The sequence below is a fragment of the Streptomyces sp. CA-251387 genome, assembly GCF_050936625.1.
In the GTDB taxonomy this organism is placed as follows: Bacteria; Actinomycetota; Actinomycetes; order Streptomycetales; family Streptomycetaceae; genus Streptomyces.
On the sequence record NZ_JBNJMJ010000001.1, the window covers coordinates 5,190,800 to 5,203,288 of the forward strand.

A 12,489-nucleotide genomic window follows, 5' to 3' on the forward strand; every position below is an offset into this window, starting at 1 on the left:
TCCAGTCCCTCCAAGAGAGCAGGAGACATCCAGCATGACCCAACGAGCGTCATTCGGCGAGGGTCGTCCGGCCCAAGCCACCCCATCGAGCACGGCGGGGGTGACGGCATGAACCGTCACCTCCTGTACGCCGCCCTCGACGCCGCGGAACGGGGATGGGCCGTCCTCCCGCTGCGCCCCGGCGACAAGCGTCCGGCCCTGCACGGTGAGGACGTCTGCCCCGGCATCGGCGACTGTGCGGGCGGTCACCGCAAGTGGGAAGAGCGCGCCACCATCGACCCGGACCGCATCCGCCGCGCGTGGGGCGACCTGCCGTTCAACGTCGGCATCGCGACCGGCCCTTCCCGCTTGGTCGTTGTCGACCTCGACATGCCCAAACGGAAGAGCGCTACGGACACGCCTAACGGCGTGACGACCTTCACGGCGCTCTGCGAGCGCGCCGGGCATGCCGTCCCCACCACGCGCACGGTGCGGACCGCGAGCGGCGGGGTCCACCTGTACTTCACCGCCCCGTCCGGCGTCCGGCTCGGCAATACGGCCGGACGGCTCGGCAAGCGCATCGACACCCGCGCTTGGGGTGGCTACGTCGTCGCCCCCGGCAGCCTCACCCCCACGGGCGCCTATGCGCTCGTCAACGACATGCCGCCCGCCCCGCTGCCGGAATGGCTGAGCGCCCGTCTGACGGGCCGTCAGGCTTCGCGGGCACTGATGGCTGCACCGTCAGCCGTACGAGCCTCTCGCTACGCGGCAGCGGGCTTGAACGCGGAAACCGCGTCCGTGCGGCAGGCTCCGGAGGGCGAGCGCAACGCCACATTGCTGCGGGCGGCGCGAGCCTTGGGGCGGTTCATCGCATGGGGCGACCTCCCCAGGGAGCAGGTTGAGGAGGCTCTTCAGTGGGCGGGGGAGCAGGCCGGTCTCTCGCCGCGATCCTGTGAGGCGACCATTCGCAGCGGTCTGAACTGGTCTATTGCCCGCAACGGTCAGGGGAGGGCGGCATGAGCACCGCGCCCCGCCCCTCCCTGAAGAGCCTTCCCGCCGCCCCGACCGGCCCGCGCGCCGCCGCACAAGCCGCGCCCGCTCCGGCCGTGGGCGAGCCGAAAGGCGCCGCCCGCAAGGGCGTCCCTTCTGCTCTTCGTCCTGACCCGCACGAGGGGGACGGACGGTTCCCGGTCGCGTGGCTGTGCATCTGCGCGCCGCGCGGCGCCGTGCCCACAGCCACCTCGAGGTGCCTGTGCGGCAGGGACCGTAGCGCCGTCGGCCACACGAAGGTGCTCGCCCTGATCGAAGACCACACCGCCCACCGCGACGCATGCCCGCTCCGCAGCAACCAGGAAGGGAGGCAGGCGGCATGAGCACCAATCCGCCGGCACCCGCCATGGACGGATCCGCATTGCTCGATGAGGTCGAAGCCTTCCACCGCCGCTTCAACATCTTCCCCCTCGATGCCGCGTACGTCGCTGTGACGCTGTGGGACGCGCACGCGCACCTGCTCGACTGCTTCGACTCCACCCCGCGGCTCGCGTTCCTGTCGCCGGAGCCGGGTTCGGGCAAGTCCCGTGCTTTGGAGATCGTGGAAACTCTCGTGCCGCAACCGATGGTCGCGGTCAACGCCTCAGCCTCCGCGCTCTTCCGCGCGGTGTCCGGGATGGAGGGGCGGCCCACGATCCTGTTCGATGAGATCGACACCGTGTTCGGGCCCAAGGCCGGAGAGAACGAACAGCTCCGCGGCTTCCTGAACGCCGGGCATCGCCGCTCCGGCGTCATGTGGCGCTGCGTGGGCGACGGAGCAAATCAGCAGGTACAGGAGTTCCCGTCGTTCTGCGGGGTCGCGGTCGCCGGTCTCGGCTCGCTGCCGGACACGATCCTGACCCGCTCGGTCATCGTCCGCATGCGCCGCCGCGCGCCGAACGAGCGTGTGGAGCCGTTCCGTCAGCGCATCCACGAGAAGGAGGGGCACGAGCTGCGCGACCGGCTCGCCGCATGGGCACAGTCCGTCCGCCACGTGGTCGATGGGGTGTTCCCGGAACTCCCGGAGGGCATCAGCGACCGGCCCGCGGACGTGTGGGAACCCCTGCTCGCCGTGGCCGACGCGGCAGGCGGGGCGTGGCCGGAGCGGGCCCGCGCCGCCTGCATCGAGCTGGTCAACGCGGCCAAGACCAGCGACAAGGGCAGCATCGGCATCCGCCTGCTCACGGACCTGCGTGACTACGTGTTCAACGGCATCGACCGCCTGCCCACCGTCGCCATCCTCGACAGGCTGCACAGCCTCGAAGAGGCGCCGTGGGCGGACATGAGCGGCAAGCCGCTCGATGCGCGCGGGCTTTCCCGGATGCTGCGGGAGTACATGACAGCGGACAACACTCCCATCGCGGCCCGCAACATCAAGGCAGGCGGCAGCGTCATGAAGGGCTACTACGCGACGGACCTTCACGACGCATGGCAGCGGTACTGCCCACCCCCCGCGGAAAGTGCGCTACTTCCGCTACCTCCGCTACCGGGCAGGTCAGAGCCCTAAAACCGGTAGCGGATCGCCCTTCCGCGTCCGCTACCGCGCCGCCCCATCCGCTACCCGCCCCGCGGCCACGACCCGGGGCCGGTAGCGGCTCCATCCGCTACCCGCACCTCTATCCGCTACCTCGATCATGCCCCTGACCAGGGCGGTAGCGGAGGTAGCGGAAGTAGCGGACCTGACAGGAAGGGGGCCACCGCCCCCGACACCCTGCCGAGGAGGCACCGCCGCATGACCACGGTTGCTGAACCCGCCGAACAGCTCCTCTACCGCCCCGAAGAGGCGGCCAAGGCTCTCAGGATCGGACGCTCGATGGTCTACGAGGAGATCCGCCTCGGACGCCTTCAGACCGTCCGCATCGGTCGCCGCCGACTCGTGCCGCCGGAGTACATCGCGCAGTACGTCGAACTCCTCAAGCGCGAGGCAGAGGCCACCGCCTGAACTCCCCATCACCCCAGTTCCACAGGGCCGCGCCCTTCAGGGCGCGGCCCTGTCCTATGGAGGCACAACAGAAGATGAGCGAGACCCCGAAGAACACCCGGGCTGGCCATGGTGCGGACACCATCTATTGGGACCCCGCCAAGAAGAGCTACGTGGGAGCCGTCTCCTTGGGCTACGCCCCGAACGGCAAGCGCCGTCGACCGAAGGTGTACGGCAAGACAAAGACCGAAGTCCGTCAGAAGATCCGGGACTTGAAGAAGGAGGTACAAACCGGCGTTAAGGCTCCGGCCAACTACACCGTGGCCGACGCGGTGAACGACTGGTTGGAGCGCGGGCTGAAAGGGCGCGATGAGAAGGGCACCATCGGCAAGAACCGCTCGATGGCGAACAAGCACCTGATCCCCTTCATCGGCAAGGCTAAGCTGAAGGAACTCAGCGCGGACGACGTCGACGACTGGTTGGATGACAGGGCCGAATTCCTCGCAACCCGAAGCCTGCGTGACCTGCTCGCCATCCTGCGCCGCTCCATCGCGCACGCCCAGCGCAGGGACAAAGCTGCGCGCAACGTCGCCCTACTCGTCACCGCACCGGAGGGGCGCCCCGGCCGTCCGAGCAAGGCACTCAACTTGGAGCAGGCGAAAGCCGTGCTCACCGCCGCGCGCCCGTCACGGCTCTACGCCTACCTGGTGCTCTCGCTTCTCAGTGGCGTGCGCACGGAAGAGGCGCGCCCGCTCACCTGGGATCACGTCTTCCTGGAGCCGACGGACGGCATCCCGCCTCACGTCGCGGTGTGGCGTTCGGTGCGCAAGCACGGTGAGACGAAGACCAGGAAGAGCCGCCGGACCATTGCTCTACCGAAACAGGTGGTCGAAGTCCTCGAAGAGCACATGCGATGGCAGAAGCAGGAGCGGGCATCGAGAGGGATGGAGTGGAGCCCGACCGGCCGTGTCTTCACGACTCGGAGCGGCGAGCCGCTCGACGCGGCCAACGTCCGGCGCGACTTCAAGGCCATCGTGAAGAAAGCCGGGCTGAAGCCTGAGTGGACCCCGCGGGAGCTCCGGCACAGCTTCGTGTCCCTGCTCTCTGACCATGGCATCCCCTTGGAGCGGATCGCGCTGCTGGTCGGTCACAGCAGTCAGGCGACCACAGAGGCGGTCTACCGCAAGCAGCTCCGGCCGGTGATCACGCAGGGTGCCGAAGCGATGGATGACATCTTCGCCGAAGATCAGGAAGGGGAGGACACGGAGGGCGAGGAGGAGGGCGACGCGGTGGCCTGATCAAATTCGTTTGGCCCCCTGTTTGGCTCCCCGAGCATGACAGAGGGCCAATCGCGATCACGCGATTGGCCCTCTGACCAGCGTCGGGGTGGCGGGATTTGAACCCACGACCTCTTCGTCCCGAACGAAGCGCGCTGCCAAGCTGCGCTACACCCCGATGTCACTGCTTGTCGCGGCGACGACGTTTACTTTAGCCCACTGGTGGCTGGAGACGAAATCCGGTTTTCGTGCGGTGATGGATGCGGCGGCGGATCGGGTTGGGGCGGGCGTGGTCGAGGGCCACCAGGAGGATGGCCAGGGCGTAGATGGCGAGGCCGATGAGGAGGGCGTTGCCCAGGACGCTCTTGTAGCCGTGCCGGGCCACATCGAGGAACGGGTAGAGGTAGCGGGCCGGGCTGCCGGGGAGGAGTTCGCCTCGGATGAGGGTGAACGCCAGGTAGGCGAGGGGGTAGAGCATCCAGGTCGCTGCCTGGCGCAGGCGCAACCGGCCGGGGGATGTGAGGAGCAGCCAGTCCAGGACGGCCGCTATGGGTGTCGCCGTGTGCAGGACCTGCGTGGTGAGCGCGTGCCAGCCGGTCGGCGCGGTGGCCTCGCCGGTGAGGACGCCGGGGAGCGCGAAGGAACTCGCCCCGCGCGCCAGCAGCAGGTGGTAGACGAGGCCCGTGACCACGGCGTAGAGCAGCGTCGCGCCCGTGAGGGCCGACGGCAGGGGGCGGCGGGCGGTCCAGGCGCGGCGGGCCGCGGCGGTGAGGACCAGGGCCAGCAGGATGTTGCTCTGGATCGCGAAGTGGCTCAGGGTGCGCAAGGGGCTGCCGAGGGCCAGCTCGACCGTCACCGCCGCGGCCGCGGTCATTGCGACCAGCAGGCGGTACGCGGCGGCCAAGGGGCGAGGTACGGGGGCCATCACCGCCGTGGCGGGGACATGGGAGGGCAGCAGTACGGGCATGCCCGGTATCGCGGGGAGATCCGGGATGTCCCTGGGTATCGGGGCGGTCATGCCCTCACGCTAAGCAGGGTGGGCGAATGGGGCGATACGGGTAATCCGTGCGGGTTACCCGAGAACCGCAGACCGCCCCCATCGTTACGCCGAGCCGCCGAGCCGCCGAGCCGCCGAGCCGCCGAGCCGCCGAGCCGCCGAGCCGCCGAGCCGCCGAGCCGCCGAGCCGCCGAGCCGCCGAGCCGCCGAGCCGCCGAGCCGCCGAGCCGCTGAGCCGCCGCGGCCGTGCCGCCGCCGAGGGCCCTTACTCCCGTCCCACCAGCGTCAACAACGTAGCCTCCGGCGGGCAGGCGAAGCGGAACGGTGTGTAGCGGTTCGCGCCGCAGCCCGCCGAGACGTGCAGGTAGGACGTACGGCCCTCCGCCGTGTGCTGCGACAGGCCCTTCACTCGGTCCGTGTCCAGGTCGCAGTTGGTGACCAGGGCGCCGTAGAAGGGAATGCAGACCTGGCCGCCGTGGGTGTGGCCGGCCAGGATCAGGGGGTAGTCGTCGGCCGTGTACGCGTCCAGGACGCGCAGGTACGGCGCGTGCACCACGCCCATCGCGAAGTCCGCGGCGCCCGACGGACCGCCGGCCACCTGCGCGTACCGGTCCCTCTTGATGTGCGGGTCGTCCAGGCCGGTGAGCTCCACCGACACGCCCTCGACCTTCAGCGTCCCCCGTGTGTTCGTCAGGTTGAGCCAGCCCGCGGCGTCGAAGCCGTCGCGCAGGTTCTCCCAGGGGTTGTGGATCGCGCCGACGACGGGCGGGTTGCCGTTCAGGCCATGGCGGCCCTGGACCTTCTCCAGCAGGTAGCGGGCAGGGTTGCGCGGCCTGGGGCCGTAGTAGTCGTTGGAGCCGAAGACGTACGCTCCCGGGAACTCCATCAGCGGGCCCAGCGCGTCCAGCACCTCCGGCACGCCCTCCGGGTCCGACAGGTTGTCGCCCGTGTTGATCACGAAGTCGGGGCGCAGGCCGGCCAGTGAGCGCAGCCAGCGCTGCTTCTTGCGCTGACCGCTCACCATGTGGATGTCGGAGACCTGGAGTACCCGCAGCGGGCGCATGCCGGCGGGCAGGACGGGGACCGTCACCCGTCGCAGGCGGAAGGAGCGGGCCTCGAAACCCGCCGAATACAGCAGACCGGCGGCGCCAACCGCCGTGATGCCCAGAGGTACTCCGTATCGCGCGCGCATACGACCATCGTGTCAGACCGCGGAAGTGCCCCGTGCCCGGCCGCCGTCGACCACTCCGGTACGACGCCTGCGCGCAGGCCCCTTGAAATCAACGGGCGTTCCGCTGCCCACACCTGCGACAATCGACCCCATGACCACGCTCAAGTCGAAGCTGCAGGAAGACCTCAACGCCGCGATCAAGGAGCGCGACGAGCTCCGCTCCTCGACGCTCCGGCTGACGCTCGCCGCAATCACCAAGGAGGAGGTCGCGGGCAAGGAGAAGCGCGAGCTCTCCGACGACGAGGTGCAGAAGGTGATCACCCGCGAGGCGAAGAAGCGCCGCGAGGCGGCCGAGGCCTTCGCGCAGGGCGGTCGCGCCGAGAGCGCCGAGCGGGAGAAGGCGGAGGGCGAGGTGCTCGCCGCCTACCTGCCGAAGCAGCTCAGCGACGACGAGCTGAACCAGATCGTCGCCCAGGCCGTCGAGGAGGCCAAGGCGGCGGGCGCCGAGGGGCCGCGCGCCATGGGCGCCGTCATGAAGATCGTGAACCCGAAGGTGGCCGGCCAGGCGGAGGGCGGCCGGGTCGCCGCCGCGGTGAAGAAGCTGCTCGCCGGCTGACAGCGGCCCGCCGCACACCGACCGGTCGGGCGGCAGCCCCGCCCCGCGCCGCCCCGCGCAGCCCCGCCCCGCACTCGTTGCGGTGCGGGGCTTTTGTGTGCGCGCCTCCGGGTTGGCGTAATGACGTCAATTCCCCAGCGGCTATTGATCACCCTTGTCATGTCTGATCAAATCTTGCATTGAATGCACCAGCCTGAAATTCATGGGTTTCGGCTCGGAGGGGGAAGCGCCTTGCGCAAGGTTTTGGCGACAGTGTCCGGTCTGGTTGTCGCGGCTGGACTCAATCTCATGGCGGCCCCGTCGGCGTCGGCGGCCGCCGACGCGTACGGCTGCCCCGGCTCGCAGATCGACACGTACAACATCAAGGACGAGAACGGCAGTACGTGGGGGTCGATTTACCTCTACTACTCCAGCGCCAATGGCGGCACGAACTGTGTCATCAACATGACCAAGAAGTACGCCGGCCAGCGGCACTACATGGACGTCAAGCTCTGGCACAGCAGCGACGACGACAAGGACGAGGGCTACTTCTACGAGTACGCGGGCCCTGCCCTGGTCACCAACAGCAACGGCAAGTGCATCACCCTCTCCGGCTGGGTCGCGGACCCCGGGTACAACAAGATCGTCGGCGACCAGTGGCAGAACGTCCACTGCGGCTGACGAGCACCCCGACGCGGGAGGTGGCGCAGGCCCTGTGCCGTATTCACCTCCTGCGTCGCATTCTGCCGTGAATCTCCGGCCGCTGTTGATTCGCGCATATCTCCCTGATGTCGCCGTTCTTCCCTTTCTCCCTCCTCCTCCGCCTTTCCCTTTTCCCCTTATATCTTCTCTCCCTTCTATCTCTTCCTTTTCTTTTCCTCAGCTGCTCCTGCCCTGCCCTGCGCTGCCCTTCTACGGGCCCTTTGCAGCCCTGTAGCCGCTGAATCCCCCACAGACTCCCGACCGCTGCGCTCCCCGGAGACGGGTCGGGTCACGCGTGCCGTCTAGGCGCGTGTGTCACTGAAAGGAAAGACTGGTTGAGAACGCGCGAAAACAACAGACACAGATACGGCAGGTACAAACGGCTCAGGGCTCCGCTGTCCCTCGTGGCGGCCGGCGGAATGCTGACTGGGCTGCTGCAGGTGACGGCCTGGGCGGACGACTCCCCGTCCCTGTCCCCGTCTCCGGCCGCGTCGTCGGCCAAGCCCACGCCCGACGCGGTCCCGGCCGGTGACCGTGCCGAGGTGCTGGGCGAGGACTACAAGCAGTCGGCGGACATCGCCTGGACCACGACCGGTGACGCCCAGGGCTTCCATCTGCTGACCGCGACGGAGAAGAGCGGTTACGCGTGGAAGACCCTCGCCTCGCTGGCCGAGCCCGGGTTCGACGCCGACCAGTGGATCGGCAATGCGTGCGTCACCGGCTCCGGCAAGCGTGCCGTCGTCGTCTACGCGCCGCGTACCTTCACCAACGACCCCCGGCTGATGGCCCGCGGCGGGTTCACCGCCGTGGTGGACCTGGTCACCGGCGCGGTGACGAAGCTGAAGGCCAACGCGTCGCTGTCGTACTACAACCCGGGCTGCGGCACGGGTGAAGAGGCGGTTCTGACGCAGTCGCCGGGTGAGGACAAGAAGCAGACCCGGCTGATCCGCGTCGACACCGGGACCGGCAGGCTGAGCAAGCCCGTCGCCGTCGACGGTCAGGTCACCTCCTCGGTGCCGGCCGGCGGCGGGAAGATCGCGGGCGCCTCCGGACGTACGCTCGTCGAGATCGACGCCAAGGGCGCCAAGAAGAAGCTCGCGACGACGGGCACCGTGCCCTACCGCATCAGCAAGGACAGCGACGGCGGTTACGTCTTCCTGGAGCGCGTGCAGCGCGACAGCCTCAAGCAGGGCGAGACCGCGCTGGTGCGCCGCTGGGCGGACAAGAAGGTGTCGAAGCTGGGCTCCGGACCGCTGGCCGACACCGGCCTGATCCGGCGGGCCGGCCAGGTCTACCTGACCGGCGGGGTGAAGGCGGCCAAGAGCCTGCCGAAGACGGTCACACGGCTCGCCGGTGCCGACAAGGACGCCACGCTGTCCACCAAGGGCGAGACGATCGTCCAGCACACGACGTGGGCGGACGGCAAGGGCTCGCCGAAGTACCTGCACCCCGACTCGGCGCTGGACGCGCGCACGGTCAAGATCACCGCCACGGTCCGCGACAGCGGCACGAAGGCCGGCTTCACCGTGACCCCGCTGAAGGCCAAGTCGCCGCAGTGGGAGACCTCCCGTACCCCGTCACCGCTGCTGGGCACGGGCAAGAAGGCGGCCAAGGGCAAGGCGGCCGCCGAGGGCGGCATGCGGACCAACTCCGCCGGGACGAGCGCCCTGAGCGCCGCCGCCGTGAGCGGCACGCGTACCGAGATCGTGGAGTCGGAGCGCACCTGCTCCGTGCCGCGCAGCGACCCGCGCAACCAGGCCATGCAGCCCAAGCCGCGCCAGGTCGAGTGGGCGGTGAACAAGGCGATCACCGGGAAGCTGAACATCGGCGCCACCCGGCCGGCGAACTGGAAGAACCTGGGGATGCCGGCCTACGCGCCGCAGACCCTCTTCGCGAACCCGGCGCTCGAGGGCGGTGGCCGGGTGCCGGCGCAGGTGATGCTCGGCATCACCACGCAGGAGTCGAACATGTGGCAGGCGGCCCGTTCCGCGGTGCCCGGTGTGACCGGCAGCCCGCTGATCGGCAACTACTACGGCATCGACTACTACGACGGCAACACCGACAACGACTGGGACATCGACTGGTCCGACGCCGACTGCGGCTACGGCATCACGCAGGTCACCGACCACATGCGGATGGCCGGCCGGGAGAACGGCAAGGGCGGCACCGCCTGGGACTACCAGAAGCAGCGCGCGGTGGCCCTGGACTACGCCGCCAACGTCGCCGCCGGTCTGCAGATCCTGGTCGACAAGTGGAACACGACCCGCAAGGCCGGGCTCGCGGTCCACGACGGCAACCCGAACCGGCTGGAGAACTGGTTCTTCGCGCTGTGGGCCTACAACAGCGGCTTCTACGAGAACGTCAACGGCAACGACGCCTGGGGCGTGGGCTGGGCCAACAACCCCGCCAACCCCGAGTGGGACGCCGGCCGTACGCCGTTCATGGAGGACCGGCTCGGCAACGAGGACGCCTCCGCCGCCGCCCGCCCGCAGAACTGGCCGTACCCGGAGAAGGTGCTCGGCTTCGCGGCGCACCCGCCGGCGTTCCTGGAATCGCCGGGCACGATGGTGCCCGCCTTCCGCGCCGCTTGGTGGAACGGCACCAGCGAGGACGCCACCGTCAAGGGCTCGGCCAAGTACAACCGCGCGCGGGTCAAGCCGCCGGAGGACCTGTTCTGCGGGCCGTACAACTGGTGCGAGCCCTCGAAGATCAGCGACGGCGCCAGCAACGAGGCCGGTCAGGGTCCCTGCACCCACGCCGACTTCAAGTGCTGGTTCCACCAGTCGGTGCAGTGGAAGACGGACTGCGCCTACGAGTGCGGCAACGAGTTCTTCCGCTTCACCTCCCCGGACTACGACGCCGAGCAGGCGGACGGCACCGCCTACCCGCCGAACTGCTCACGCTCCGGCCTGCCGTCCGGCGCGATGATCATCGACGACCTGCCGCAGGGGACCCCGTCCATCAGATCCGGCTGCGCCAACAGCGACTGGACCAACGAGGGCAGCTTCAGCCTCGACTTCGGTGACGGCGAACCGGGCCTGAACTACGACGGAAGCGCCATCATCACCACCTGGCCGTCCAAGGTCGACCTGCACCAGTTGGGCGCAGGGTTCGGCGGGCACTTCTACTTCGGGCACACCCGTGCCCCGGGGGCCAAGGGCGAGCGGCTCAAGATGACGGGTTCGTGGACGCTGAACAAGGACGTCAACGGGCCCGCGAAGATCTGGGTGCACCTGCCCGACCACGGTGCGCAGGCGAAGTACGCCAAGTACCAGATCACCACCGCCCGAGGAGTCAAGACCCGGGTCCTGGACCAGAACGGCAGCAAGAACCGGTGGGTCGCGCTCGGCGCGTTCATGTTCGACGGCAGGCCCAAGGTGACGCTGTCGACCATCACGCCCGACGGCACCGGGGACAAGGACATCGCCTACGACGCGATCGCCGTGCAGCCGATCGACGGTGAGTACGTCGAGCGGAGCCTGACCGCGGCGGCGATCTTCGACCGGAACCAGAACCTCAACTCGAACATGCCGGAGGAGGTCTACACACCGCTGCGCACCATGAAGACCCTGTACGACTGGGGGATGGGCCTGGCCTACCAGGGACCGCGGTGGGACAACCCGGGGGCCGACGCGTACGGCATCACCAGTGCCGCCCGCTGCCCCACGGTGGTGCCGGTCGGCGAGTGCAGCGGACAGAACACCTACGACGCGGCCCAGAAGTGGTACGAGGACATCAAGGCGGGCGGTTACACGCCGCGTGCCGACGGTTCGGCGCCGTCCATGTCCATACCGGTCTGGATGGCCATGGCCAACCAGCGGCCCAACCCGCTCACGCCGGCCAGCATCGCGCTGAAGGACCCCAACAGTTACAAGATCAAGAGCGACGTCAACGTCTCGTTCATCAAGGACAAGTCGACCGGGAAGATCATCTCGGGGAGCGAGTCGGCGGACTACGAGGTCAAGATCGGAAACGCCCACCTGCCGCACTTCGTGACCGAGATCATGGACGCGATCGAGCGGGACTACGGCATTTCCAAGCCGTACATCGACTACACCACCCAGGACGCGCTCGAGTGGGGCCGTGACCAGAGGGTGCACCCGTACACCGACGGTGACACGCCCGGTCAGGTGTTCTTCCCGCACTTCCGGGGAGCCCGCCTGAACTCGGACAACACCTGTGTGGACTTCCGCGCCGTCGGCGGCGGTGTCCACGGGTACCGGCCGATGGTCGCTCACAAGTACATCAACGACAACGTCAAGGCATGGGTCGACAAGGTCAAGGCGCATCCCGAGACCAACATCATGATCCAGAACTTCGCCGGTGAGATGTACTCGATGTTCTTCAAGAACAGCGGGGACAACAACATCTTCGGCAGCCAGATCGGCAACGCGCCGCCGATCTGGCAGGACATCGCGGCGGCGTTCTGCGCCGACGGCAGTGTCAAGCCGACGCATCTGGTGGAGAACCGCGACGCGGTTCCGTCGAACGGTATCGTCTGGCAGAGCTACATGCCCGACCTGTACCTCTACGTCGACGACTCGATGACCGACAACCTCGGCCGCCCGTCGAACGAGCGGATCAAGCTCGGGGACTGGAAGAACTTCTCCAACATCCCCGGGGTCAACAGCATCGGCGGGAACGCCTATGGAAAGTGCAACGCGACCGATCGTGGCAGCGGCGGCAACCCGTGGGCGCTCGACGCTCCGGTGCCCGTGGTCGGTGAAGGACCCGGCGCCCGTCCGGCCGGCGTCGTGCACTGTGACGCACCCACCACCGGGTTTCTCGACAACGTCACGCCGTAGGGCGTAGGAACAA

The 12,489-nt window shown here is 68.6% G+C and carries 10 protein-coding genes and 1 tRNA gene; 8 read left to right on the forward strand and 3 right to left on the reverse strand.

All coding sequences use genetic code 11. The features are described 5' to 3' along the window. Positions 1-108 precede the first annotated feature (108 nt). The 5 genes from ACQEV2_RS23225 to ACQEV2_RS23245 all read left to right on the forward strand — a co-directional run bounded on the left by ACQEV2_RS23225 (position 109) and on the right by ACQEV2_RS23245 (position 4,227). A complete protein-coding gene (locus ACQEV2_RS23225; RefSeq protein ID WP_433044693.1) occupies positions 109-999 on the forward strand; it encodes a bifunctional DNA primase/polymerase in 891 nt (296 codons plus the stop codon). Continuing rightward, entirely contained in the window at positions 996-1,352 is a 357-nt protein-coding gene (locus ACQEV2_RS23230; RefSeq protein ID WP_433044696.1) for a hypothetical protein, read from the forward strand. The genes ACQEV2_RS23225 and ACQEV2_RS23230 overlap by 4 nt, the downstream gene beginning before the upstream one ends. Further along, positions 1,349-2,515 (forward strand): DUF3631 domain-containing protein, encoded by a 1,167-nt coding sequence (locus tag ACQEV2_RS23235; RefSeq protein WP_433044699.1) that lies wholly within the window; start codon positions 1,349-1,351, stop codon positions 2,513-2,515. Before ACQEV2_RS23230 ends, ACQEV2_RS23235 begins: the two co-directional genes overlap by 4 nt. A gap of 225 nt (positions 2,516-2,740) precedes the next feature. Further along, a complete protein-coding gene (locus tag ACQEV2_RS23240; RefSeq protein ID WP_108906899.1) occupies positions 2,741-2,950 on the forward strand; it encodes a helix-turn-helix domain-containing protein in 210 nt (69 codons plus the stop codon). 74 nt (positions 2,951-3,024) lie between these two features. Then, positions 3,025-4,227 (forward strand): site-specific integrase, encoded by a 1,203-nt coding sequence (locus ACQEV2_RS23245; RefSeq protein ID WP_433044704.1) that lies wholly within the window; start codon positions 3,025-3,027, stop codon positions 4,225-4,227. Positions 4,228-4,310: 83 nt separating this feature from the next. On the opposite strand, the gene ACQEV2_RS23250 is transcribed toward ACQEV2_RS23245, so the two are convergent. The 3 genes from ACQEV2_RS23250 to ACQEV2_RS23260 all read right to left on the reverse strand — a co-directional run bounded on the left by ACQEV2_RS23250 (position 4,311) and on the right by ACQEV2_RS23260 (position 6,395). After that, positions 4,311-4,384: transfer RNA gene (locus ACQEV2_RS23250), tRNA-Pro, on the reverse strand. A 33-nt stretch (positions 4,385-4,417) separates the two neighbouring features. After that, the gene (locus tag ACQEV2_RS23255) at positions 4,418-5,224 is read right to left on the reverse strand and encodes a Pr6Pr family membrane protein (RefSeq protein ID WP_433044707.1); all 807 of its coding nucleotides are present in this window, start codon (positions 5,222-5,224) and stop codon (positions 4,418-4,420) included. Between the two features lie 244 nt (positions 5,225-5,468). Beyond that, positions 5,469-6,395 carry a metallophosphoesterase gene (locus tag ACQEV2_RS23260; RefSeq protein ID WP_433044710.1) on the reverse strand — a complete coding sequence of 309 codons (927 nt, stop codon included), beginning with the start codon at positions 6,393-6,395 and terminating at the stop codon, positions 5,469-5,471. A gap of 130 nt (positions 6,396-6,525) precedes the next feature. Between ACQEV2_RS23260 and ACQEV2_RS23265 the strand changes: the two genes are divergently transcribed. The 3 genes from ACQEV2_RS23265 (at position 6,526) to ACQEV2_RS23275 (ending at position 12,476) form a co-directional block, all read left to right on the forward strand. Next, positions 6,526-6,990: a GatB/YqeY domain-containing protein gene (locus ACQEV2_RS23265; protein ID WP_394726532.1), complete on the forward strand. Its 465-nt coding sequence runs from the start codon at positions 6,526-6,528 to the stop codon at positions 6,988-6,990. A 288-nt stretch (positions 6,991-7,278) separates the two neighbouring features. Then, entirely contained in the window at positions 7,279-7,650 is a 372-nt protein-coding gene (locus tag ACQEV2_RS23270) for a hypothetical protein (RefSeq protein WP_433044714.1), read from the forward strand. Between the two features lie 440 nt (positions 7,651-8,090). Beyond that, positions 8,091-12,476 carry a hypothetical protein gene (locus ACQEV2_RS23275; RefSeq protein WP_433044717.1) on the forward strand — a complete coding sequence of 1,462 codons (4,386 nt, stop codon included), beginning with the start codon at positions 8,091-8,093 and terminating at the stop codon, positions 12,474-12,476. Positions 12,477-12,489 lie beyond the last annotated feature (13 nt).